General features: G+C 46.6%; 23 protein-coding genes. 14 read left to right on the plus strand and 9 right to left on the minus strand.

Annotation, left to right across the window (positions count from 1 at the left end):
• Positions 1-5 precede the first annotated feature (5 nt).
• From KNQ14_RS12015 to KNQ14_RS12025, 3 genes are all read left to right on the plus strand, one after another.
• Positions 6-563, plus strand: coding sequence for a TetR/AcrR family transcriptional regulator (locus tag KNQ14_RS12015; protein WP_023469715.1), 558 nt, complete (start codon positions 6-8; stop codon positions 561-563).
• Positions 564-577: 14 nt separating this feature from the next.
• Positions 578-3,784: an efflux RND transporter permease subunit gene (locus KNQ14_RS12020; RefSeq protein ID WP_214861150.1), complete on the plus strand. Its 3,207-nt coding sequence runs from the start codon at positions 578-580 to the stop codon at positions 3,782-3,784.
• Positions 3,785-4,003: 219 nt separating this feature from the next.
• Positions 4,004-4,657 (plus strand): C40 family peptidase, encoded by a 654-nt coding sequence (locus tag KNQ14_RS12025; RefSeq protein ID WP_214748740.1) that lies wholly within the window; start codon positions 4,004-4,006, stop codon positions 4,655-4,657.
• A gap of 54 nt (positions 4,658-4,711) precedes the next feature.
• Here KNQ14_RS12025 and KNQ14_RS12030 read toward each other — a convergent pair whose 3' ends face one another.
• Positions 4,712-5,665 carry a LacI family DNA-binding transcriptional regulator gene (locus KNQ14_RS12030; RefSeq protein WP_214861151.1) on the minus strand — a complete coding sequence of 318 codons (954 nt, stop codon included), beginning with the start codon at positions 5,663-5,665 and terminating at the stop codon, positions 4,712-4,714.
• 14 nt (positions 5,666-5,679) lie between these two features.
• Complete coding sequence (locus tag KNQ14_RS12035; protein WP_035412036.1) at positions 5,680-5,940, minus strand: hypothetical protein; 261 nt, start codon at positions 5,938-5,940, stop codon at positions 5,680-5,682.
• A gap of 171 nt (positions 5,941-6,111) precedes the next feature.
• On the opposite strand from KNQ14_RS12035, the gene KNQ14_RS12040 reads away from it, so the two are divergent.
• Positions 6,112-6,570: a MarR family winged helix-turn-helix transcriptional regulator gene (locus KNQ14_RS12040; protein ID WP_035412039.1), complete on the plus strand. Its 459-nt coding sequence runs from the start codon at positions 6,112-6,114 to the stop codon at positions 6,568-6,570.
• A gap of 145 nt (positions 6,571-6,715) precedes the next feature.
• A complete protein-coding gene (locus tag KNQ14_RS12045; RefSeq protein WP_023469709.1) occupies positions 6,716-7,348 on the plus strand; it encodes an NAD(P)H-dependent oxidoreductase in 633 nt (210 codons plus the stop codon).
• 403 nt (positions 7,349-7,751) lie between these two features.
• On the opposite strand, the gene KNQ14_RS12050 is transcribed toward KNQ14_RS12045, so the two are convergent.
• Positions 7,752-8,477: a WecB/TagA/CpsF family glycosyltransferase gene (locus KNQ14_RS12050; RefSeq protein WP_214861152.1), complete on the minus strand. Its 726-nt coding sequence runs from the start codon at positions 8,475-8,477 to the stop codon at positions 7,752-7,754.
• Positions 8,478-8,557: 80 nt separating this feature from the next.
• On the opposite strand from KNQ14_RS12050, the gene ung reads away from it, so the two are divergent.
• Positions 8,558-9,217, plus strand: a complete 660-nt coding sequence (gene ung, locus KNQ14_RS12055) for a uracil-DNA glycosylase (RefSeq protein ID WP_197026245.1) — start codon at positions 8,558-8,560, stop codon at positions 9,215-9,217.
• A 51-nt stretch (positions 9,218-9,268) separates the two neighbouring features.
• On the opposite strand, the gene KNQ14_RS12060 is transcribed toward ung, so the two are convergent.
• Positions 9,269-10,099 carry a Cof-type HAD-IIB family hydrolase gene (locus KNQ14_RS12060; RefSeq protein WP_214861154.1) on the minus strand — a complete coding sequence of 277 codons (831 nt, stop codon included), beginning with the start codon at positions 10,097-10,099 and terminating at the stop codon, positions 9,269-9,271.
• A 124-nt stretch (positions 10,100-10,223) separates the two neighbouring features.
• On the opposite strand from KNQ14_RS12060, the gene KNQ14_RS12065 reads away from it, so the two are divergent.
• The 6 genes from KNQ14_RS12065 to KNQ14_RS12090 all read left to right on the plus strand — a co-directional run bounded on the left by KNQ14_RS12065 (position 10,224) and on the right by KNQ14_RS12090 (position 16,010).
• A complete protein-coding gene (locus KNQ14_RS12065) occupies positions 10,224-11,483 on the plus strand; it encodes a hypothetical protein (RefSeq protein ID WP_251138391.1) in 1,260 nt (419 codons plus the stop codon).
• A 20-nt stretch (positions 11,484-11,503) separates the two neighbouring features.
• Positions 11,504-12,196 carry a response regulator transcription factor gene (locus KNQ14_RS12070; protein ID WP_023469704.1) on the plus strand — a complete coding sequence of 231 codons (693 nt, stop codon included), beginning with the start codon at positions 11,504-11,506 and terminating at the stop codon, positions 12,194-12,196.
• Between the two features lie 23 nt (positions 12,197-12,219).
• Positions 12,220-13,578 (plus strand): sensor histidine kinase, encoded by a 1,359-nt coding sequence (locus KNQ14_RS12075; RefSeq protein ID WP_251133726.1) that lies wholly within the window; start codon positions 12,220-12,222, stop codon positions 13,576-13,578.
• Between the two features lie 93 nt (positions 13,579-13,671).
• On the plus strand, positions 13,672-14,049 hold the full coding sequence (locus KNQ14_RS12080) for a DUF1499 domain-containing protein (protein WP_214861156.1): 378 nt from the start codon (positions 13,672-13,674) through the stop codon (positions 14,047-14,049).
• Entirely contained in the window at positions 14,046-15,473 is a 1,428-nt protein-coding gene (locus tag KNQ14_RS12085) for a dihydrolipoyl dehydrogenase family protein (protein WP_064300689.1), read from the plus strand. The genes KNQ14_RS12080 and KNQ14_RS12085 overlap by 4 nt, the downstream gene beginning before the upstream one ends.
• 3 nt (positions 15,474-15,476) lie before the next feature.
• Positions 15,477-16,010 carry a DUF420 domain-containing protein gene (locus tag KNQ14_RS12090; protein ID WP_023469700.1) on the plus strand — a complete coding sequence of 178 codons (534 nt, stop codon included), beginning with the start codon at positions 15,477-15,479 and terminating at the stop codon, positions 16,008-16,010.
• Between the two features lie 41 nt (positions 16,011-16,051).
• Here KNQ14_RS12090 and motB read toward each other — a convergent pair whose 3' ends face one another.
• From motB to KNQ14_RS12105, 3 genes are all read right to left on the minus strand, one after another.
• The gene (gene motB / locus KNQ14_RS12095) at positions 16,052-16,819 is read right to left on the minus strand and encodes a flagellar motor protein MotB (RefSeq protein WP_214861158.1); all 768 of its coding nucleotides are present in this window, start codon (positions 16,817-16,819) and stop codon (positions 16,052-16,054) included.
• The gene (gene motA, locus KNQ14_RS12100; RefSeq protein ID WP_029342903.1) at positions 16,794-17,579 is read right to left on the minus strand and encodes a flagellar motor stator protein MotA; all 786 of its coding nucleotides are present in this window, start codon (positions 17,577-17,579) and stop codon (positions 16,794-16,796) included. Before motA ends, motB begins: the two co-directional genes overlap by 26 nt.
• 98 nt (positions 17,580-17,677) lie before the next feature.
• Positions 17,678-17,917, minus strand: a complete 240-nt coding sequence (locus KNQ14_RS12105) for a hypothetical protein (RefSeq protein WP_023469697.1) — start codon at positions 17,915-17,917, stop codon at positions 17,678-17,680.
• Between the two features lie 160 nt (positions 17,918-18,077).
• On the opposite strand from KNQ14_RS12105, the gene KNQ14_RS12110 reads away from it, so the two are divergent.
• Complete coding sequence (locus KNQ14_RS12110; protein WP_050678432.1) at positions 18,078-19,469, plus strand: TrkH family potassium uptake protein; 1,392 nt, start codon at positions 18,078-18,080, stop codon at positions 19,467-19,469.
• A gap of 51 nt (positions 19,470-19,520) precedes the next feature.
• On the opposite strand, the gene KNQ14_RS12115 is transcribed toward KNQ14_RS12110, so the two are convergent.
• The gene (locus KNQ14_RS12115; RefSeq protein WP_251138392.1) at positions 19,521-20,594 is read right to left on the minus strand and encodes an SDR family oxidoreductase; all 1,074 of its coding nucleotides are present in this window, start codon (positions 20,592-20,594) and stop codon (positions 19,521-19,523) included.
• Positions 20,585-22,720, minus strand: coding sequence for a PAS domain-containing sensor histidine kinase (locus KNQ14_RS12120; protein WP_214861159.1), 2,136 nt, complete (start codon positions 22,718-22,720; stop codon positions 20,585-20,587). The genes KNQ14_RS12115 and KNQ14_RS12120 overlap by 10 nt, the downstream gene beginning before the upstream one ends.
• Before the next feature lie 345 nt (positions 22,721-23,065).
• On the opposite strand from KNQ14_RS12120, the gene KNQ14_RS12125 reads away from it, so the two are divergent.
• Positions 23,066-23,410: a restriction endonuclease gene (locus tag KNQ14_RS12125; RefSeq protein WP_235147606.1), complete on the plus strand. Its 345-nt coding sequence runs from the start codon at positions 23,066-23,068 to the stop codon at positions 23,408-23,410.
• The last annotated feature ends 97 nt before the right edge of the window (positions 23,411-23,507 follow it).

Genomic DNA, 23,507 nt, shown 5'->3' on the forward strand with positions numbered 1-23,507 from the left:
GACTATTGGCCAGTGCAAAAGCGCAAGAGACTCGTCGTCGGATTCTTGAAGCCACGACGACGATCATTTTGCAACAAGGATTCACCCAATTGACGCTTGAAGAAGTAGCGAAACAAGCAAATGTCTCAAAAGGTGGACTATTGTATCATTTCGCTTCGAAGGAAGCTTTATTAATGGGGGTCATCGAGGCGCAAGAAGCACGACAATTTGAACTATATGAACAGCATCAGTTGACGATGGGACCGATGGAAGCGTTCGTGACGTTGCAAATCCAGCAACAAGAGGAGTTCCATCTCGACATGGATGCGCTTCTTTACTTGTTGTCCTTATTAAAGGATCATGCGACGTTCGTCGAGGAACGAAAGCGACAAGCGGAGCAGTTCTTTCGCCAACTGACAGAACAGATGGATCCGGTTGAAGTATTGTCGATTCGCTTTACATTAGACGGTTTGAAATTGTCGGAACATTTTCAGTTCGGTGCACCGTCTCCAAATGTGCGACAACGATTAATTCAGCAATTAATAGAACGTGCACGACGACTAGATAAACAAATTGAAGAGTGAGGGAGAACCATACGATGAAAAAGATCATCCAATTTTCGGTGAACAATAAGTTTGCCCTCTGGCTCATGACGATCATCATCACGGTTGCTGGTATTTATGCGGGAACATCGATGAAGCTCGAGACATTGCCAGACATCACGACACCGACCGTGTCGGTGACGACGATTTATCCAGGTGCTACACCAGAACAAGTTCTAGATGAAGTCAGTCGAGAACTTGAAAGTAAGGTCGAAAATTTATCAGGAGTCGATACTGTACGCTCGACGTCCTTCCAAAATGCATCGAACCTACAAATCGACTATAACTTCAGTACGGATATGGAAGAAGCCGAGCAAAAAGTAAAAGAAGCTCTTTCAAACGTCGAATTACCGGAAGGTGTTCAGGAACCACAAGTATCACGGATTTCCTTTGATGCATTCCCGGTCATCGGTTTTGCCGTTTCGGATAAGGAGCGTTCCCTGTCTGAGTTGACGAAACTCGTTGAAAACGAACTTCAACCGAAGCTTGAAGGAATCGAAGGGGCGCAGACGGTTCAAGTCGCGGGTCAAGAGATTCGCCGGATCGAAATTCGCTTCGATGAGAAAAAACTCGAACGTTACGGTTTAACCGAAGAGAATGCGAAACAATTGATTCAAGCTAATGATTCCCGTTTAGCGCTTGGCTTATACGAGTTGGGGGATAAGGAACAAGCAGTCGTATTAGATGGAAAAGCAACGACGGTCAAGGAATTAAAAGATCTTCGTCTTCCCTATACACCACCAGCATCGAATACTCCTGAAGCAGGACAAGCAGGACAAGCAGGACAAGCAGGACAAGCAGGACAAGCAGGACAAGCAGGACAAGCTCCATCGTCAGCCCCTGCGGCTTCCCAAACGACACCATCGACAAGTGCGGCGTCAGATCAGGCAACACAGACGGCACCAACGCAAGTTCCAACTGTCTCGTTGTCACAAGTCGCGACGATTGAAGATAAAGGGATCGAGGAATCGATCTCGCGTTCGAATGGTGAACGATCGATTGGGGTTCAAGTAACGAAGTCGCAAGATGCGAATACAGTCGATGTCGTCAATGCAGTCAAGCAGACGATCAAAGACTTCGAAAAAGAAAACGGTTCGGTCAATGCATCTGTGACACTTGATCAAGGTAAACCAATTGAGGAATCCGTTTCGACGATGATCAGTAAAGCATTGATTGGTGCGTTATTTGCGATTGTCATCATCTTGCTGTTCTTACGAAACATTAAATCAACGATCATTGCTGTTATTTCGATTCCGTTATCCCTTCTGATGGCAATTCTTGTCTTGAAGCAGATGGATATTTCCTTGAACATCATGACACTCGGAGCGATGACGGTCGCGATTGGTCGAGTCGTTGATGATTCCATCGTCGTCATCGAAAATATTTATCGTCGTTTGACGGATCCGACGGAAAAGTTAAAAGGAAAAGAACTGATCATCAGTGCAACACGAGAGGTCTTCATTCCAATCGCTTCGTCGACAGTCGTTACGATCGCGGTCTTCTTGCCACTCGGATTCGTTACGGGATTCGTTGGTGAGCTGTTCTTACCATTCGCTTTGACAGTCGTCTTTGCACTGTTCGCGTCCTTGATCGTTGCGGTTACGGTCGTTCCGATGTTCGCGGATTCGCTCTTTAAGCGTGGTAAAGCACCAAAACCGGAAAAAGAAGAGGGCGGAAAGTTGGCGAATGAGTATCGCCGTATGCTGAATTGGTCTCTTAACCATAAACTCATCGTCTTTGGTCTTTCAGTCTTGCTTTTGATCGGTAGTTTTGCTCTCGTACCAACGATTGGTGTCAACTTCTTGAATCAAGAAGGAGAAAAGACACTCTACGTCACGTACAATCCAAAACCAGGTCAAACGTTGGATGATTCGTTAAAAGCAGCTGATCAAGCAGAAGATTATTTCAACAAACAAAAAAATATCGATAATCTTCAGTTTACCGTCGGTGGAGAAAATCCATTGAATCCAGGGAATACGAAACAAGGGGTCTTCATCGTCCAATACGATCCAGACACGGAAGATTTCGCAGATGTTAAACAGACAGCCATCAAACAGCTGAATGCTGACATTCCGACAGGAGAATGGAAAGAGCAAGACTTTAGTGGTGGCGCAGCTTCGTCAGGCGTCTCGTATTCAATCTTTGCGAATAATATTGAAGATTTAGAAGCAGTAACACCGAAATTCGTTGATGCGATCGAAGGTGAATCGAAGTATGTTCGAAAAGTAACGACAGATTTAAAAGAAGCGTATACGCAATATACGTTCGAAGTCGATCAGCAAAAAGCGGCTGAATTCGGCCTTTCAACAGCACAACTTGCGCAAGGCATTGCTAATGTCCAAGGAGAAGAAAAACCACTTTCTACTATTAAGGTAGATGGGAAGGAACTCGATGTCATCGTTCCGAACGAACAAACGACATACGATTCCGTTCAAGATTTGGAAGAGACGGATGTCGTGACACCGCTTGGCGTTCGCAAATTGTCCGATTTCGTTGAAGTGAAGAAAGGAACGACTCCTGATTCGCTCAACGAACGTGATGGAAAACTCGTCGCTACCGTTACAGCAGAACTAAAAACGGATAAAGCAACAGAGGCTTCTCAAGCGATTGAAAAGTCCGTTAAAAACATTGATCGTCCGACAGGCGTCTCGTATGAGCAAGGCGGAGTCACAGAGCAGATCCAAGAGTCGTTCACACAACTTGGTCTAGCAATGGCAGCAGCTGTAGCGATCGTCTATCTTGTCCTCGTCATTACGTTTGGAGGAGCATTGACACCACTCGTCATCTTGTTCTCACTTCCATTCGCAATCATCGGTGGACTGGTTGCTCTGTTGATTACAGGAGAGACGATTTCTGTATCATCCTTGATTGGTGCTTTGATGTTGATCGGAATCGTCGTGACGAATGCGATCGTCTTGATCGACCGTGTCATTCATAAAGAAGCGGAAGGTTTATCGACGCGTGAAGCACTACTCGATGCAGCAGGTACACGTTTACGTCCAATCTTGATGACAGCACTTGCGACGATTGGTGCACTTGCACCACTTGCGCTTGGACTCGAAGGTGGCGCATTGATTTCAAAAGGGTTAGGTGTGACGGTCATCGGTGGACTCACAAGTTCGACGTTGTTGACACTCCTCATCGTGCCGATCGTCTATGAATTCTTAGCACGTTTCCGTAAAAAGAAGTCAATTGATTCTTAAAAAAACGATTAAATGACTCAAACTGACAGGTATGTAGAAATGGCTATTCTAAGCCGTTCTACATCCTGTTTTTTTATTTTGTTACAAAAGTATTACGAAAAAGAATGCACGTTAAAGAACTGTAATATGATGAAAATCTGGAACGTGATAGGATAAAAACAGAAATTATCTGACAATTCAGACGTACAATACATTCATACATAAGAGGAGAATGAATCGATGAAAGCTGTCACTCGTGTTTTGTTAACCTTAACGTTACTAATCAGTAGCTGGACACTCGTTCCGTCATCAACACAAGCCGCAACGAGTAAGAAAGTCACGATCTCCGTGGATGTGTTAAATATCCGAGCGAAAGCGACAGCATCGAGTAAGCGAGTCGGTCAATTGAAACTTGGACAGTCCGTGGCAGTGAGCGGAAAAGTGAAAGATTGGTACCAAATTCGTCATCAAGGAAAAACAGCGTATATCGCTTCGATGTATACGAAAGCATACAATGCAAAAGCAACAAAAGGATTGAGCAAAACAGGGTCAACAATCGTATCGGTAGCGGAAGGTCTTAAAGGACGCCCTTACGTTTTTGGCGCGACCGGTCCAGTTAGCTTTGATTGCTCTGGATTTACACGTTACGTCTATCAAGCACTAGGAAAATCACTTCCGCGCACAGCAGCTGCTCAGTATTCATCGACGAAACGTACAGCTCCTGGCGCCGGAGATCTCGTCTTCTTTACACACGGTAGTGGCATTCAGCACGTTGGGATCGCTGTCGATGGGAGTACGATGATCAATGCGAACTCGTACTATGGAAGAGTTGTCAAAGAATCGTTCCGTGGCGGCTACTGGGGATCACGGTATGTAGCAGCAGGGGCACTTTGAACGAAATGAAGCGACGAATTCAAATCGATGAACTCGTCGCTTTTTTATATGGATTCAGGTATAAGGAAGAACGGTCTTTCCAGCAATGAACGTTGACGGTACTTCGATTTGCGGACGAATATTCATATCGTTTCGAACTGTTAGCTGAAAAGCATGTCGTCCGATCGTAGCATATGGAATCGCGATCGTCGTCATCGATAAGACTTCAGCGAGTTCACTTCCATCAAAGCCAATGACAGAGAGATCTCCCGGGACCTGATAGCCTTGTTTTCGTAGTTCCAAGATCAGTCCCGCGGCAACGTGATCACTGGCAGTCAAGATGGCGCTCGGTCGTTGTTTTTGTTGCATCCAGCGCCTTGCGACGTTCGCACCATCTTCGATCGTCAATGTCTGTTCATAGACGAACGCGTCACTGACAACTTCTTGATACGCATGTTTACGCGCCAAACTATTCGTACTGTCGGGGCGCCAGAGACAAATACCAATGCTTGTATGTCCTTGTTGTCGTAGATGTGCAAGTCCCTGTTGAAAGGCCGTATAGTGATCGATATAGACAGCAGCGACGTCTTCGTGGTGTTCACAAAAGACAATCGGTCCATAGCGTTCGTACAGTAAAATCGCTGATAACGGAAGGCTGTGCGACACGACGATGAGTGCGTCGATCTCCTGTTGCGCTAGCGCATCAAGAGCGAGTTGCTCATGCGTTTCCACATAATTCGTTTGCCACGTCAAGAAACGATAACTGGCGTCAAAAGCCGCTTGTGCGATGCCTTGGAGAATGGCGGCGTGATATGGATGATCAACGAATGGGAGCATGACTCCGACCGTTTTTGTCATACCCGTCGAAAGATGGACAGCGGTTTGATTACGGATATAGCCAAGTTTTACTATCGCTTCTCGGACAGCTTGTCGCTTCTCGTTCGCCACGTATGGGTGATCATTTAGTACACGTGAGACTGTCGTGACGGACACGTTTGCTTCACGTGCCAAGTCTCGGATGTTCGTCATCGCGCATCCCTCCTTTAGGTCTGGCGAGATAATCGTTGTTCAAGTCGGCGCCAATCCTGTCGGGAGACGGGAGCCGAGAATGGAGATGTCTGTTCAGCCAATTCATTGATTTTTGAGAGCAGTCGTGTTTTTTCTTGAGGAGACAAATCAGGATATTGATCAACCAACGTGTGTTGACACAGATAATATCCTGCTGGTGTGTGCAATTGTTCAATCGCCCATTCAAAAGCAACATTCCGCTTGAATAGCTGGGTTAACCGAGTATGGATCGACATGATGATTACCTCCTTTTTAGTGTATATCAAGACGATAGGGTATGAAACGCGTTTCACGGCAAGAACTATTTTTGAGCAATGGATTGATTGAGAAAATTCAGCAAGAATTGACCGAGTAGACAAAGAAGTCTATGATTGTGACGATACAACACAAAGAGGGGCGAACGTAAAATGGAATCGACAGACTCGAAGCTGGCATTAAAAATGCTCGTTGTTCTATCTCGGACGATGCATGCGGTGACGGAGCAAGTAAAGGCAGACATCAAAACACATCAGTTGAATTTATCGGAATTCGGAGTCCTGGAATTGCTTTACCACAAAGGGGATACGCCTTTACAACAGATTGGCGATAAAATTCTGTTAACGAGCGGCAGTGTGACGTATGTCGTCGATAAACTCGAAAAGCGTGGATTGATTGCGCGAAAATCATGTGCGACGGATCGTCGTGTCACGTTTGGAACCCTAACGGAAGCTGGACGCGAACTGATGGAAGAGACATTCCCGAAGCATGAAGCCTTTTTAGCAGACTTGTTCAAGGATTTGTCAGTGTCGGAAAAGGAACAGTTGATTGATCAATTGAAACGAATCGGTTTACGAGCCGAACATTATACGCCGCTCGAAAATGCATAAGGATTAGCACTCATATGATGGAAAAGGCTCAAGTCACGGACTTGAGCTTTTTTTCTACAATCAGAAGTCAAACTAATTGACAAACGAAAAGGTGGTTGGTATGTTTAGTTACAGAATTTACTTTAAATAAAAGGGAGAAATAATAATGACTAAATTACTTTATGTAACTGTTAACCCAAAAGCTACAGAACACTCTTTCAGCCTTCAAGTCGGTGAAGCATTCCTCGAAAGCTACAAAGCAGCGAATCCTTCAGCTGAAGTAGAAGTTCTTGACCTATATAACGAAACAGTCCAAGAAATCGACACAGACGTGTTAAGCGCATGGGGCAAATTCGCAACAGGCGAAGAATTAACAGAAGTGGAGATCGCAAAAGTTGGTACGATGACAAAACATCTCGAACAATACATGGAAGCAGATGAGTATGTCTTCGTCACACCAATGTGGAACTTCTCTTTCCCAGCACGTCTCAAAATGTACATCGACAGCGTACTTCTTGCAGGTAAAACATTCGCTTACACTGCAGAAGGTCCTAAAGGTTTGATGGAAGGCAAAAAAGCACTCCACATCCAAGCGACAGGTGGCGTGTACACAGGATCTGGTCTTAACTTCGGTGATGACTACCTCCGTCAAGCACTTGCTTTCACTGGTGTAACAGACTACGATGCACTCTTCATCGAAGGTATGGCAATGAACCCAGAAAAAGCAGAAGAAATCAAAGAAGCAGCAATCGCTAAAGCGAAAGAACTCGGTCGTTCATTCTCAACTGTCAACGCATAAGATAAGCGTCAAAAAGGCTCCCGCCGTGTCGGGAGCCTTGAGACTGCAGACAAAGCGTAATTTTTCTCTTAACGAGAAAGATTGCGCTTTTTTGTTCATCTCGCATCGTTTTCCTGGGACAAGCATCGCGCCGCTTCACTTCGTTGCAGGGTCGCTCTTGCTTGTTTTCCCTAGGAAGCGATGTCGAGTGAACAAAACGATTCTCTGATTATCCTTTTTCCAGAGATAAAAAGAATGACACGTCATACGCCACTCCTACAGGAAAAGCGCGATTTTGCGCTGTCAGAGACAAACAAGATCCGTTTTTCTGCTTGAATGAAGCGGAAAAACTGGCTTGTGTCTCGCCTGAGGAAAGGGCGTGAAAGGACGCGTCATTTTTTAAGTCAGCCCTTTTTGTGTGCATTCAAGAGAGCGTTGATTTTTTGCGAAGTACAAGCGTTACGAAGAACAACAAGTCTTTAAGTTTCTCAAAGCCGCGGGGATGCGTCGAGATACGATAGAGCCACTCTAGCTTGAGGCGACGGAATAATTTTGGAGCACGCTTACTATGTCCGGACCAGACATCGAATGCACCACCGACACCGATGAAGATGCCGTGATCGACTTGATCATAAACAGAAGCGATCCATTCCTCCTGTTTTGGCGCACCGAGTGCGACGAGGATAAGATCAGCTTGTGCTTCTGCGATCGCTTGCGTTGCTTCCTCTGTCTTTCCAAAACCGTGAAACGTTCCGACGAAGCGGATGTTCGGAAAACGAATCGATAACTGATGGATTAACGATTTCATAACTTCCGGGCGTCCACCAAGCAAAAAGACACGCTTCTTCAGTGCATCTGCCGTCCGCAATAGTTCACGTGCCGTCTCGATCCCTGGCAACGTCGCAGTGAGGGGCGCTCCCATTCGTTTACTGGCAGCGGTCACACCAATTCCATCTGGTGTAATGAACGTCGCCTGCCGTAAAATGGCTTCGTAAGAAGGTTCGCGCAATGCACGCAACACGAGCTCAGGATTCGCCGTGACAAGAAAGGCTTTTCCGCGGTCGTGTAAGATTGTTTTAATATGGGTATACCATTGCGAAGGTGTCGCATCGACGAATGGTAGTCCAAATAATTGTTTTGTCTGAATCATAGTTTCCCACCTCATCATCCATCATAGCAGAATCAAGACGTACGAACAGCGACTTGAGACTGAAAAAGGAGCGGATCCATGTGCATCCATCTTGGCAAACGGTGTTAAAAGAAGAAAAGGAAAAACCTTATTTTCAGGAATTGTGGGCTTTTTTGAAGGAAGCCTATCAAACGACGACCGTCTATCCTCCGAAAGAGCGGATCTTTCATGCGTTTGATGCGGTCGCACCGGAAGACGTCCGGTGCGTCATTTTAGGACAAGATCCCTACCATGGTCCACGACAAGCGAACGGACTCAGCTTTTCTGTCCATGACGGAGTGCCGATCCCGCCGTCCCTTCGAAACATGTATAAGGAACTCGTCGCGGATATCGGTTGTCCGGCTCCGACATCCGGAAATCTCGAAGCTTGGTCACGACAAGGTGTCTTTTTACTGAATACGTCGCTCACGGTTGAAGAAGGAAAAGCGGGATCGCATGCTAAAAAAGGCTGGGCATCATTCACGGATCGGGTCATTGAAGTCCTAGGAACACAGACACAACCGATCGTGTTCATCCTATGGGGAAATCATGCGAAGAGTAAAAAGGTGCTGATTGATACGAATCGTCATCTTGTTCTCGAAGCCGTTCATCCAAGTCCCTTATCAGCGAGCCGAGGATTTTTCGGTAGCAAACCTTATTCGCAAACGAATGCTTGGCTGAAAGAGCAGGGAAGAGAGCCAATTGACTGGTGTTTATCGTAAATCAAAAGCGTGTGTCCCGTTGAATGCGGAACACACGCTTTTTTGAGTTACTTAGTGACTTGAGATAGTCGGTTCTTCATCCATCATGAACTTTTCGACGACGAGGGCGACACCATCTTCATCGTTCGAAGCAGTCATATACTGGGCTTTTTCTTTAACGGTATCGGCTGCATTCGCCATCGCGACGCCAAGACCTGCCCATTCGATCATCGATAGATCGTTGTTGCCGTCTCCACAAGCAATGACTTCTTCTTGAGCGATTCCCAGTTTTTCAGACAGTAAGGCAAGGCTTGTGCCTTTTGTGACACCGTCTTCCGTGAATTCAAGGAAAAATGGCTTTGAGCGAGCAACCGCGAGTTCCCCTGCAAGCTCTTGTTGAAGCGTCTGCTCGACCCGCGCGAGGTGTGTCTCTTCTGCCATCATTAAACACTTGACGACAGGTGTTTGAATCGCGGCTTTAAAATCAGCGACAGGGATGACTTCCATGCCTGTCAGTTGTCCTTCAAGCGTCGTATACTCGTTTGGTTGTTCTGTCAGGATTTCATCTCCGATATACGTGTGGATGTAGACACCCTCCCGTTTACTCAAATCGTCGAGGCGGTGGACCGTCTCCGGGGAAAGCGTGCTGAGGAAGAGCGATTCGTTCGTTTTACAATCAATGATCGAAGCTCCGTTGAAGCTCAGGATGTAGCTTCCGTATCGTGCGAGTTCTAGTTCTTCTGCAAGATCAAGCATCGCATATGTCGGACGACCGCTTGCAAGAACGACTTTCTTCCCGCGACGTTGCGCAGCAAGTAAGGCTTCTTTCGTACGTGGTGAAATCGTATGATCACTTGTCAACAAGGTATCATCTAAATCGAGAACAATCATTTTATACGTCATACATTCAAACCCCTTTCAATTATCTGTATATCGTAACAACTTGTCCCCCGTTCGACAATATACTCTCCTCGAAGAGAGTATGATAAAGTGGAAACAGAGCCCGTACGGAAAGGATTCCAACTTTATGAAATATCTCTTCATGATCGTATCAAGTCTATTATTAGCAGGATGCAGTACGATGTTTCCGCATCCCGCCTCTTTACTCGAACATCCGTCCCTTCCGGCATGGGAGCAGTCGTTGAAAGAACGGATTGACCGCGATTTGCCGAAACAGGCAGAGATCGTGGCGCCACGAAATCAAGCAGTATCACGCCTATACGAACTCGTCGACTTAGATCGAAACGGTAAAGATGAAGCGATCACCTTTTACCGTAGCGAGCAGGACGGGCGCTTCACGATTCATCTGCTCGTCCATGAGCGACAAGGCGAAAAATGGCGACTCGTGACGCGACAGACGGTAGCTGACGGTCGAGCCATCGATCGACTCGAAGTCATAACTGACGCACGACATAAACAAAACCACCTGGTCATCGGTATTACCAGTTATGGTGAAAATACGTTATACATCATTGAACAGTTACTATCGAAGCAACGAGACGTCACGAAAGTCGATCGATACGATCGTCTGTCGGTAGCTGATTTGAATCAAGATCGAGAGCGGGATATGGTGCTTCTGCAAAAGGGCAGTCCGTCTCGTTTGATCTATTATAAAGACATCCTGTCGAAAGAGCACCAAGAGACGACGCTTTCGACGCAGGATGGCGATTTATTCGCAGAACATGATTTATTTGAAGTCGATACGATCAATGCCGCTCGGAATAAAGGCTTGATCGTATCGTATACACGAGATGCAAAAATGCACATTGCATTATTCCGCTTAGCGAACGATACGTTGGAACAGGTCCGTTTCGGTCAGGTCGATGAGATCGTCGAACCGATGTATACCTTCCCGAAAGATGTCGATCAAGACGGAATCGTCGAGTTTGGTCATCAATACACGCCAGAAGGCAGTAAAGGGCGTGAAGGTGAACCAAAACCACGCATCACGGCATACTACACATGGAATGGATCAGATAATCCACCATTTCTCGAGAGTGGGTTCGAACTGCGAGAAGAGCAGTACATCGATCAAGAATACAATTTCGTCATGCGGTTCCCTGCCAACTGGGCGACGCGTGAAACGATCGAGAAACGCGAAAATCGTGTTCGGTTCATCAATCGAGAAACGAAGCAGATTGATTTCGAATTAGAGGTCATTCCGAAGAATCAATACATTGCGAGTGATCAAAAGCGAAAAATCAAAGAAGGTATCGATTATGTCTATGTGATTGGTGCGACGAAGGATTATGAAGTGTTCGTCAATCGTGTCACACTCGTGGAATAAAGAATCAGGGGGAGAAAAGAATGACCAAAATACTAGTAGCTGAAGATGAACATGCGATTCGCAGTTTCATCGTCATTAATTTGAAACGGGCAGGCTATGATGTCATCGAGGCGGAAAATGGGAAAGAAGCGCTTGCGCAGTTTGATCAACAAACCTTCGATATTCTGTTACTCGATATCATGATGCCGGAAGTCGACGGTTTTGCCGTCTGTGAACAGGCGCGGGCAAAGGATGAAGTCGTCGGGATCATCATGCTGACGGCACGGACACGAGAAGAGGATAAAGTCATGGGACTAAGCGTAGGCGCGGACGATTACATCGCGAAGCCGTTCAGTCCAGCAGAGCTTCTTGCGCGTATCCAGTCACTGTTGCGACGGGTAGAGACGTTACGCCGTAGAAAACAGCCGCGTGAACTCGTCTCTGGACCGTTCCGGATTGATTTAGGGGCGAAGCGCGTCCAAAAAGAAGGTGTTGACGTCGAAGTGACACCAACTGAATACGATTTACTTTGCCACTTCATCAAAAACGAAGATCAAGTCATGTCGCGAGATGAGTTACTCGATGCGGTATGGGGTGAGAATTACTTTGGTGATCGGAAGACGGTCGATGTCAACATTCGCCGTCTTCGTCAAAAAATCGAAGAGAATCCAGCGGAACCGAAGTTCATCGAGACATTGTGGGGACATGGATACAAGTGGCGTAACGAAGAATGAAGCGCCAGATATTGATGCGGTTCATGACGATCATCACGGTGACAGTCTTACTCGTCATCGGAATCCTTTCGTTCGTGACCTATAACTATTACTACGTGACGGCGACAGATGTCTTAAAACGTCATGCGAATGCGAGTGCTGTCTTATTTGCGAATAGCGGCCTCGCTTATGATTACGCCGATTCAGAAGCGACGATTCATGATGTACTCGATTCTTACGCTTATCCGGACGCCGAGATCGAAGTGTTGGATGCGACAGGGATTCCGCGTTACTCTTCGACCGGATTCATCTCGGAACGTAAGTTGACGCGAGCAGCGGTCAATCAAGTAAGGGCGGGACAGACCGTCACGAAACGATATGACGATGAAGCGACGGGAGAACATTTACTGGAAGTAACAGAACCTGTCGTATCGTTCGGTCAGACGACGGGAGCGCTTCGTTATACGACGTCGCTTGAGCGAATCGATCGACGTGTGATCGAAATTTGTTTAGCGATCGTCCTCCTGGGTACAGTTATTTGGGGACTTGCCTTCATCTATTCCTCACGTCTCGTCTCGTCGATCGTCCGACCGATTCAAGAAGTCATCGGTGCATCGGACCAAATCGCGAAACAGCATTACGACGTCAAGGTGAACGAGGAATACTCGTTCGAGCTTGGAGAACTAGCGCGGACGATCAATTATATGGGGCAACAGATCAAACAGCAGGAAACATTGAAAGATGAATTCATTTCTGGTATTTCCCATGAATTACGGACACCGCTGACATCGATCAAAGGCTGGAGTGAAACGTTACTCGTCGAACAGGATCAGTTGCCGGAAGAGGCGTCGCTTGGGATGGGCATCATTCATTCGGAGACGGAGCGTTTGATTTCGCTCGTTGAGCAGTTACTCGATTTCTCGAAACTCGAGACGAGCCGCCTCGTCTTATACCGTCAGGAAGTCAACTTGACGGAAATCATCGAGACCGTAACGGCGCAACTTCGTCAAAAGCTGGAAGAAAAAAATGTCCAGATCGTACAGAAGTTACCGGCGCAAGTCGTCGGTCTATACGACGAAAACCGATTGAAACAAGTCTTCTTGAACCTGCTTGATAATGCGATCCGCTTTTCTCCAGTCGGTGGCACGATCACCATTCGACTCGTTCGTTCAGAGCGTGTGTTGTTCCTCTCCTTCAGTGATGAAGGACCTGGCATTCCGAAAGAGCACTTACGTCACGTCACAGAAAAGTTCTATCAAGTGCAAAAAGGAAAGGGCGGAACAGGGCTCGGACTATCGATTTGCCGAGAACTCGTCGAAGCACATGAAGGCAAGCTATTCATTGATAATCAGCCGGAAGGCGGCGTCATCGCGACGATTCTGCTACCTGTCACGAAAGCGTAAACACTGAGACGGGCAGAGTGAAACAGAAACTGGTAAAGTTAAGTGGATTATAGTACGAAATGGATCAGATGATAGGAAACGGAGGAATCAGTCATGGCACTTGGTATTTCAAATGGTACGCTTCAACCGCTCTCCGGAAAACCGAACGCGGTATCTACTCAAACCGATCTACAGGATATGAAAATGCGTCCGCTCCCGTTCAAAGGAACGCTTGCAGATTCGAAGTTTCAATTACTACGTATCCTACAAAGCCTCGACCGCGTCAAAGTCGTCAAGGAGGAAGGGACATACATCCACGCCATCTTCACGAGTAAAGTCTTTCGCTTCAAGGATGACGTCGAATTTTACTTCGATGAAGCTGCACAGGTGATTCATTTCCGTTCGGCATCACGTGTCGGATACTCCGACTGGGGCGTCAACCGTAAACGAATGGAAGACATTACGCGTCGCTACGAGGAGGGATCACGATGAAGAACTATCAATTAGTCGTCATCGGTGGTGGTGCAGCCGGAATGACGATTGCTGCTGGTGCAGCAAGTCTTGGCGCACACGTCGCCCTGATCGAACGCCATACGCATCTAGGTGGAGATTGTCTTCACTACGGTTGCGTTCCTTCAAAGGCTTTGATCGAAGCGGCGCACGATGTTCATGTCATGAAGCGGACGGCTGAAAAGTACAACGTGACACTGAACGGGGACGCGGTCTATTCCAAAACGAAAGCAAGCGTCGATCGGGCACGTAACATCATTCAATCACACGATGGAACGAAACGGTTCGAAGACCTTGGTGTCGATGTCTATATCGGAGAAGCGACATTCCTCAGTGCCCATGAAGTGGAAGTGGCGGGACAGCTTGTCGTAGGTGAGAAGTTTGCGATCTCGACGGGATCTCAACCAATCATTCCACCGATTGACGGACTCGATACGATTGATTATTTAACGAACGAGACGATTTTCGAATTGACGGAGCGTCCGGAGAGACTGCTCGTCATCGGTGGTGGTGCGATTGGTCTTGAGCTGTCGCAAGCGTACGCGCATCTCGGAACGGAAGTCACAGTCATCGAAGGCATGAAGACACTACTCGGAAAAGAAGACCGTGACATGGTCGAAGTCATTCAACGTCAGCTTGAACAAGAATTGACATTACATCTCGATACGAAGGTCACGCACGTCCGCAAGTCGGCGGGGGGGATCGAAGTGACGGTCGAAGCGAACGGCGAATCACGTGTCATTGAAACGGATGCTGTGCTTGTCGCGGTCGGCCGTAAGCCACGTATCGAGGCACTACGTCTCGACCGAGCTGGCGTACACGTCGAAAAAGGATTCGTCCAAGTCGATGGTTCACTTCGAACAAGTCAGCGACACATCTTTGCGGTCGGAGATACGATCAACTCGCTCCCATTTACGCATGTCGCAGGACTTGAAGGAAAAACGGTCGTCACGAATGCTTTATTCGGTCTACGGACGAAGCCGGATTATCGGGCGGTTCCGTGGGTCACATTCACGACGCCTGAATTGTTCCATCTCGGATTGACGGAAGACGAGGCACGCAAGAAACATGGTGAGATCAAGGTCTATCAGACAGGTCTCGATGAAGTCGATCGTTTCGTCATCAACGGTCAGACGGAAGGGCGCGTCAAGCTTATCGCCGATAAACGTGGAAAACTGATTGGAGCACATGCAATCGGAGAACAAGCCGGTGAGTGGATGCAAGAAGTCGTCTATGCGATGGCACGTAAAGATAAGGTCGGTCAATTGTCGCGTGTCGTCCACCCGTACCCAATTCGTGGTGCTGCGGTTCAGCGTGCTGCTGATGTCTACTGGCGTGAACGTCTATTCGCTGGTCCGATCCCAAAATGGTTGAAACGTTATTTCGACTGGAAACAAGGAGAATGATTCATGCAACAACCTGCTACTAAACGGAATTTCGTTCCGCTCGTCATCCTGCTGACGCTTGTCATCAATTTGCTCGTGGCCCTTTTATTCTTTGCGCCACCCGTACAAGTTGATTCAGGATTCGATTGGACGTTGCTTCCTTTTTTGAATGCCATCTTCAATAGTTTTACCTTCATGCTGTTGCTCGGCGCTTGGATTTCCATTCGTCGGGGCAATCGGGTGAATCATCGTCGCTTCATTGGTGGTGCGATGACGACGACGACTTTATTCTTAATTTCGTACGTCACGTATCACGCCGTCAGTGAATCGACGAAATTCGGGGGCGAAGGTTTCGTTCGCCCTGTCTATTTCTTTATCCTGATTACGCACATCATCCTAGCTGCAGTCATCGTTCCACTTGTCTTGATGTCACTCGCGCACGCTGTGAATCAAAACTTCGAGAAGCATAAAAAGTGGACACGCTTTACGATGCCGCTTTGGTTATACGTCAGTTTGACCGGTGTTATCGTCTATATCATGATTCGTCCGTATTATTAAAAAAGCTCCTTCGTGGCAACCACGAAGGAGCTTTTTTACGTTCAGGATTCGACTTTTGTTTCGTCGAGTACATTCGCTTTTAAGTCGATCAATGGTCGAATCAACACTTCGACGCGTCGATTCTGACTGCGACCTGCTTCCGTTTGATTGGACGCGATTGGTTGGAATTCACCGTAACCGCTGACGGTGAAGCGTTTTGGTTCAAGCTTTGGATTCCGTTGTAAGGCACGCATGAAACTGATCGCCCGGTCCGCACTCAGTTCCCAGTTCGACGGATACTGTGCTGTGTTGATTGGAATATTATCTGTATGGCCAGACACTTGAATCTGACGTTGCCCTGCTTTGACGAGCAGTGCACTCATCCCCTCTGCGATTTGAAGCGAGCGTCCTCTTACTTCTGCTTGAGCTGGTGAGAACAACGCGCGGTCGCGAATCGTAAAGACAAGTCCTTCATTCGTGATTTCGACCTTGATGTCTTTTTCAAGTTTTTCATTCTTAATGTATTGATTGGCTTCTTCTTTGATTTTTTCGAGTTCTGCGATTTCATAGCTTTGTGCCTTCGTCCGCGCATCGAGTTTTTTCGAATCCTCTTCTTCTTGAGTAGAAAGTGAACTGTTCGTGATCATCCCTGATCCACCGTTGAAGACAGAGCTAAACGATTGGGACATCGCTTTTAGCTTGACGGCATCGACACTACTCGAAGCAAAAAGTACGATGAAGAGTGCCAGAAGTAAGGTCAATAAGTCGGCGTACGGAATTAACCAGCCTTCGGAGATATGTTCGTCATGCGGCTTCTTTTTCCGCTTCATAGTTCGCACGCTCCTTCGGTGTCAAGTACACAAGTAGCTTATCCTCTAAGTTTTTCGGTGACTCACCGTTTTGAATCGAGAGAATCCCTTCAATCATCATCTCGTATAATTGAATCTCGTTCGCTGATTTTTGCTTCAGCTTCGTTGCGAACGGGAACCACAGGACGTATCCGGTGAAAATCCCGAATAGTGTTGCGATGAAGGCACCTGAAATGGCGTGACCTAATTTTTCGATATCCGATAAATCGGATAAGGCGGCAACAAGACCGACAACGGCACCGAGAACCCCGAGCGTTGGTGCGTAAGTACCGGCTTGCGTGAAAATGTTCGCATTTGCATGATGGCGTTCCGTCATGTTTTCGAGATCACGTGTCATGACGTCCTCGACATATTCGGATGGTTGTCCATCGATGACCATCATGACGCCACGTTTCATGAAGGCGTTATCGACTTCTTCAAGTGCTGACTCGAGAGATAACAGACCTTCTTTACGTGCTTGTGTCGAGAGTGTCAAAAATTGTCCGAGCAACACTTGTTTCGTCATCAGCTTTTGTTCGAATAAGATGACTTTAAACAAGGCAGGTAAGACTTTCAATCGTTCCTTCGGGAAGGAGATCATGATGGCAGCTGCTGTCCCGACGAAGATGATGACGAGGGCTGCTGGGTTAAGCAAAGCAACGGGAGGCGCACCTTTTAAGATCATACCTCCGACTAGTGTGATGAGACCAAGAATGATCCCGATGATCGACACGATATCCATGATTGATGTGTGCCACCTTTCTGTATGTAATCCGTGTAGGAACGAAAAATAAAAGAGCAGAAGACACTTCTTCTGCTCGGAAATCCAAAAACCGAGAATCAAGCGCCGTTTTCGTCGATTAGCATTTGAATGCTTTCGTTTCGTTCGTCACGCTCTATATCGGTCAGTACGTCGTATTTTTTTAACACTTGATACAATTCATTTAGAATCGGTTGCTCCAAATGTAATGATAAGAGTTCCTCGAATTGATAATACAATTGCGCAGGCATCCATTGTGATTGTCGTTCCAGCCTTCGCCAGACATCCTCAATCGAATGATCAGCCGTCTTAGGGTCCACTGTTTCCCTCAACCTCCTTTAATGATTACACGTCCACTTTTATCTAGTTTACCAAAAAAATACGAAAACGTTTAGTCGATTGCATATTTCGATAGAACTTCTTAATTCGAGGGAGTATGATAAAGACAATTCTGTCTGAAAACTATCTAGGGGGAGTAAGATGTTCTCGCATAAAAGACGTTCACGACTCGCACGCTTCGGGCGTTTAGGTGAATTGATGTATCATCAGCTGTTCGATAAACCGGCACGTTTTATCGCAACTGGCTTTACATTGACGATTTTACTGGGTGGTTTTTTATTGTGGCTTCCGATCTCGCAGCAAGAGGGGCAAGATGTATCATTCATCGATTGCCTATTCGTTGCGACATCGGCAGGAACCGTCACAGGACTGTCACCGATTAATATTGCCGAATCCTATAATTTACTCGGTCAAATCATCATGATGCTCTTAATTCAGGTCGGTGGACTTGGATTCATGACGATCGCGCTCGTCTTGCTCAGCGTCACGGGACGAAAAATCGGGATTCGTCAGCGGATCATTATCCAAGAGATGTTTAATCTCGATAGTCCGGGCGGAACGATTCGTCTCGTCCGTAACATCATCGTCACGACGGTTCTCGTCGAGATCGTCGGCATGTTTTTGATTGCGCTCGATTTATTCATTCAATATAAGTATACCTTTGGGAAAGCACTCTATTACGGTCTGTTTCATGCCGTATCCGCCTTTAACAATGCGGGCTTCGCACTTTGGGGCGATAATTTAATCGGTTTCCAACAGGATACGACGTTCATTCTGACGATTGCAGCGCTCTTGATGATTGGTGGTCTTGGTTTTACGGTCATCGCGGATATCGCTGGTAAACGAAACTTCAAGAAAATTTCGCTCCATTCTAAATTGATGGTGCTATCACTATTCGTCATCAATGGACTAGGTGTTTTAGCAATGATGCTCTATGAATGGGTATCGAACTTGGGTTCATTAAAAGACGAATCGTTCTTTAGTGCACTCCATATCGTGTTCTTCCAAGTCGTCACGACACGAACAGCTGGTTTCCAGACGATCGACTTAACGACGATGGTGCCGCTCTCGATCGGTTTGATGATGGTCTTGATGTACATTGGGGCAGGTTCCGCATCGACAGGTTCCGGGATCAAGGTCACGACGGCAGCGGTCATCTTGAAGAATGTCTGGACGTATATACGCGGACAGCGTGAAACGGTTCTGATGCGTCGGACCGTTCAGACGCAGGCGATTCAAAAGGCATATGCGATTGCTGTCTTCAGTTTACTGTTCATTGCTTTGATCACGACGTTCCTGGCGTTGACCCAGCCGAACATTTCCTTTATTGGTTTATTCTTTGAGACGGTCTCGGCATTTGGAACAGTTGGTCTTTCTTTGAACGTAACAGCTGAGCTCAATAGCTTTGGTAAGTTTTTAATCATGTTCATGATGTTACTCGGACGTGTCGGCTCCTTAACGATTCTGTTCACGTTCGCGACGCAACGAGATCGAACGATTCGTTATCCAAAAGAGAATATGTTGATCGGGTAACCGATGAAAAAGTCCAATCGACTTCCCTTGAGGAAGAACGATTGGACTTTTTTAGTGTGTCGCATGTATTTGGTAATACTGGACGAGCCGAGGCATTGTTTCTGCAAGGTCTGGACAAATAATACCAGTGTCCCGTAAGTCACGTAAGGCATGTGTCGTGTCGTATTGAACGGGATGAATGAAATAATCGAGTGTCTGACGTTGCATCTGAAGTCGTTTCGCGACAGCTGGAGTCAATGCTGTGCTGACGAGTCGAAACGGAACGATTCCGCGCGGATAACGTCCGTAATAGGCGACGTGTAACATCTCAAAAATCGCACGTGCGCCATGTGGGAATGGATCCGTCAGATGATAGGTCTTATTTCTTCCGACCGGTACATGACTGAGATAAGCGGTCGCTTCAATGACATAATCATATGGAACGAGATTGACGAGTGCGTTTGCTCGACCGGGATACGGAAGAGGAGCAAAGGATTGCAGGAGACGCATCGCGTTCAAAACGAAATACACCCCATCCCATTTCGGTGTTTCGCCCGTTTCGGAATGGCCGACGACGATCCCAGGACGGATGATCGTATAGGGGATCGTTCCAATTTCTTTACGGAAACGTACTTCAGCAAGGTATTTCGTTTCTTCATAAGCATTTTTAAAGGCACTAGCTTGTAACTCATCTTCTAGAACTATTCCGGAACGAAGACCCGAGACATACGCTGTACTGAAGTAGATGTAACGCTCTAAGGTCCGACACGTATGAGCAAACTGTGTCACGTTCGCGGTACCAATCACATTGATCCGAAAGGCGGCTTCATATGCTGTTGCTAAATCATATAGCGCTGCGAGATGAAAGATGTGTGTGACATCTTGTTGCAAAATCGTCCGCGTCTCTGATGATAAAGCAAGCTGTTCGACCGTGATATCCCCCTCATGTAACACGAGTTGATCTGGTCGTAAGAATGTACGTTCTAGAAGGTCCTGGCGTCGCTCAGCGGCCGTATTCCGCTCTGATGATAAGTGAAGTAAATGAAAACAAGCGATTTGATCCGGTACACGTGCCAGTTGTTCGATCAGTTTGGTCGCTAAAAAACCAGGGAAACCCGTCATGAAGTAGGTCCGCATCAATTCCATTCCTTTCTTGGATCACGTTCGAGTACAACGGTGAACGTCGAACCATCATTGATTTCTGATTCAACGGAAATCGCACCTCCGTGTGATTCGATGATTTCCTTACAGATGGCAAGTCCGAGTCCGGTTCCGCCGATTTTCCGGATGTCTGAGTTATCGACCCGGTAAAATTTCGTAAAGAGTTTTTCAAAAGCATTTTGTGGAATGCCGAGTCCATAATCAGTCACAGAGAACGTTGCTTGTTCCGGATTTGCTGAAAGAAGGACTCGAATATGATCCGCCTGTGGAGAGTACTTAATAGCGTTTGAAAGCAAGTTCAAGATCACCTGCTTGATTTTGTGCTCGTCCGCAAAAATCAGAACAGGATCTTCTGGTAGTTCTAGATCAATTCGATGCGTCTCGACGGTCTCGCCATAGGCATCGACGGTTGACGCGAGAAGATCGCGTAACGAGAACGACGTGAAGGTATACTCCTGTTTTCCACCTTCTAGACGTTGAATGTCTAAAAACTCATTTAATAGCGTGGTCAATCGTTTCGTCTCTTCGTGGACGATCTCAACATACCGTTCGATTCGATCAGCCGATTGTTTTTTATATCGTAGTAATTCCATATAGCCAAGAATGGAGGACAGCGGCGTACGCAACTCATGCGATACTGTACTGACGAGTTCGTCCTTTACTTGATCCATTTTTGCTTCCTCTGTCCGGTCACGAAAAACAAATAGGAAGCCATGACGAGAAATGCGGCTCTTCTCCTTTTTGATCGCAGTCGCATAAAATTCGAAATAAAGTGGACTGGACTCATTTGGTCGCTGTAACGTGAAACGAAACGATAGTTCAGAATGTTTTCCGGCGAGTAATTCTTCTACTTGTCGGAGCATCTCGAATCGAGTGTTCAAATCGAGATTCGGAATCAGACTGATTCGTTCTTGAATCTTACTTGGTGCAATGCCTGGGACATCGAGTAATTTGCGTGCTTTGACGTTCATGAAGATGAAACTCCCATCCTCTTCTGTCAGTAGGAACCCTTCATTGGATGCCTGAAGAATCGATTGTGTGATATCACGCTGACGCATGATGGCATTTTTTTCGCGTTCAAGCATTTTCTCAATCTTTTTTCGTTCTGTGATATCACGAACGACGGCGACACGCATCCGGATGTTGTTGTAGATGATTTCACGCGGGAAGACTTCGATTTCGACAGAGGTTCCGTCGGCACGTTGACCGAGGACTTCGTATGGTTCTTCTCGATGCTCCTCGATACGTCGTAAGACACGCGCGTGATGATCCGGATGAATCAATTCAAGCGTCGTCTTGCCTTTCATTTTCTCGAGTTTCGTCCGGAAAATGACTTCTGCTGCGCGATTGGCATCGATGATGATGCCGTGGTCATGAAAGATAACGGCTTCAACGACGGATTCCGAGAAGAGTCGGAAGCGGCGTTCGCTTTTCGTCAGATGCCATTCGATTTGTTTTTGCGGTGTGATGTCCTGAATGAGCAGGAAGTACGTATCGTTTGGCAACCGTGTCATATAAAGGCGTCCATGGAACGTTGAGCCATCCAAACGATGATAGGTCCATTCATTTTCGGCTTCCCGTCCATGCAGTAAAAACAGTTGCGCATCCGATAAGTCTTTTAAGTTCAATTGTTCGAGATGTTGACGGCGGGTAGCGATTTCCTTCGCATCATGTAGAATCGTCGCTTGGAGACCAATGATGTCTTCGGCATGCTCGAAACGGAATAAGGTGCTTGCCACTTCGTTACAAGTTTGAATCCGAAACTCCGAGTCGGTGATGAATAGAGCAGTATCTAGTGTTGAATTGAATAAGTCTTCGATTTTCAGGGGAGCGACATGGACAAGAAAATAGTCCGTCGCTTCAATCGCTGTGACTGTTAATTGATGTGTCGTTGAAATGACGGCTTCCTTCTGTAATGGAAAGAAATCATCCGTGATGGGAAACAGCTCCTGAACGGTTTCGATATTCGGAGCGTTCATGAACTGGTGTTGAAAAGCATCATTATGAAATTGAATCTTTCCATTTGCATCGACTAGAAGAACGGGGTCTTTCATAGCACGTATCGTCGCGTGAATGATTCGTAGCGATGAAGGGGATGAATGTTCTGCCATGAGCTACCTCCTGACTGGTCTTCGACCATGGATTTTAAGACAGTCTTTCCTCGTTAGTTTACTTCTGCAAGACGAGTCGTATTTCCTGTTGAAGGAAGCAACCGACGAAGAATTTTAGTATAGTGAAAAAAAGGTCACGACGAAGTAGAGGGGAAAAGTACGATGAAACGATTGAAACGAAAACGATTGTTACTAGCAACTTTGTTTGCAATGATAGGAATTTTCGGAACTTATTTTTTTTCGAGTTCTTGGGAACCTTTAATCTTAATCATCAGTATAGTAGGGTGTATCCTTTTTCTTCTTTTGTCCATTTTAACGCCGTCGCTTGAAAAACGACTCGATCGAATGGAAGGACGAGAATTTGAAGAATGGCTTGCCGATTTATTTGAAACAGCAGGATATCGGGTCGAGTTGACACCTGCTTCACGCGACTTCGGAGCAGATTTGTTGATAGAGGATGAACGAGGGTATAAGATTGCCATCCAGGCAAAGCGATATAGTGCAGCTGTAGGGCTCGAAGCGGTTCAACAGGTCGCTGCCTCGGTTCCATTCTACGGGATGGACGAGGGGTGGGTCGTTACGAATTCGACCTTTACGGAAGCTGCGTATCAGCTAGCGGAACCAAATCAGGTTCGCCTCATTGATCGGGAAGAATTGCTCGCATTTGCAAAGGAGATGAACCTGCATTGAACATGTCGAATGATTGTCGACAAAAGGGGGTTGTCAATTTGGAGAAACGGTGCAATAATCATTTTCGTTAACGAAATATCATACAGATAAAGAAAGT

Source organism: Exiguobacterium sp. s161 (assembly GCF_018619045.1).
GTDB lineage: Bacteria > Bacillota > Bacilli > Exiguobacteriales > Exiguobacteriaceae > Exiguobacterium_A > Exiguobacterium_A indicum.

Bases quoted from the DNA above. Each gene is read 5' to 3' on its own strand.
- KNQ14_RS12020 (WP_214861150.1), top strand. From the start codon at position 578: ATGAAAAAGATCATCCAATTTTCGGTGAACAATAAGTTTGCCCTCTGG.
- KNQ14_RS12025 (WP_214748740.1), top strand. From the start codon at position 4,004: ATGAAAGCTGTCACTCGTGTTTTGTTAACCTTAACGTTACTAATCAGT.
- KNQ14_RS12030 (WP_214861151.1), bottom strand. From the start codon at position 5,665: ATGACGAACATCCGAGACTTGGCACGTGAAGCAAACGTGTCCGTCACG.
- KNQ14_RS12035 (WP_035412036.1), bottom strand. From the start codon at position 5,940: ATGTCGATCCATACTCGGTTAACCCAGCTATTCAAGCGGAATGTTGCT.
- KNQ14_RS12040 (WP_035412039.1), top strand. From the start codon at position 6,112: ATGGAATCGACAGACTCGAAGCTGGCATTAAAAATGCTCGTTGTTCTA.
- KNQ14_RS12045 (WP_023469709.1), top strand. From the start codon at position 6,716: ATGACTAAATTACTTTATGTAACTGTTAACCCAAAAGCTACAGAACAC.
- KNQ14_RS12050 (WP_214861152.1), bottom strand. From the start codon at position 8,477: ATGATTCAGACAAAACAATTATTTGGACTACCATTCGTCGATGCGACA.
- KNQ14_RS12060 (WP_214861154.1), bottom strand. From the start codon at position 10,099: ATGACGTATAAAATGATTGTTCTCGATTTAGATGATACCTTGTTGACA.
- KNQ14_RS12065 (WP_251138391.1), top strand. From the start codon at position 10,224: ATGAAATATCTCTTCATGATCGTATCAAGTCTATTATTAGCAGGATGC.
- KNQ14_RS12070 (WP_023469704.1), top strand. From the start codon at position 11,504: ATGACCAAAATACTAGTAGCTGAAGATGAACATGCGATTCGCAGTTTC.
- KNQ14_RS12075 (WP_251133726.1), top strand. From the start codon at position 12,220: ATGACGATCATCACGGTGACAGTCTTACTCGTCATCGGAATCCTTTCG.
- KNQ14_RS12080 (WP_214861156.1), top strand. From the start codon at position 13,672: ATGGCACTTGGTATTTCAAATGGTACGCTTCAACCGCTCTCCGGAAAA.
- KNQ14_RS12085 (WP_064300689.1), top strand. From the start codon at position 14,046: ATGAAGAACTATCAATTAGTCGTCATCGGTGGTGGTGCAGCCGGAATG.
- KNQ14_RS12090 (WP_023469700.1), top strand. From the start codon at position 15,477: ATGCAACAACCTGCTACTAAACGGAATTTCGTTCCGCTCGTCATCCTG.
- motB (WP_214861158.1), bottom strand. From the start codon at position 16,819: ATGAAGCGGAAAAAGAAGCCGCATGACGAACATATCTCCGAAGGCTGG.
- motA (WP_029342903.1), bottom strand. From the start codon at position 17,579: ATGGATATCGTGTCGATCATCGGGATCATTCTTGGTCTCATCACACTA.
- KNQ14_RS12110 (WP_050678432.1), top strand. From the start codon at position 18,078: ATGTTCTCGCATAAAAGACGTTCACGACTCGCACGCTTCGGGCGTTTA.
- KNQ14_RS12115 (WP_251138392.1), bottom strand. From the start codon at position 20,594: ATGGAATTGATGCGGACCTACTTCATGACGGGTTTCCCTGGTTTTTTA.
- KNQ14_RS12120 (WP_214861159.1), bottom strand. From the start codon at position 22,720: ATGGCAGAACATTCATCCCCTTCATCGCTACGAATCATTCACGCGACG.
- KNQ14_RS12125 (WP_235147606.1), top strand. From the start codon at position 23,066: ATGGAAGGACGAGAATTTGAAGAATGGCTTGCCGATTTATTTGAAACA.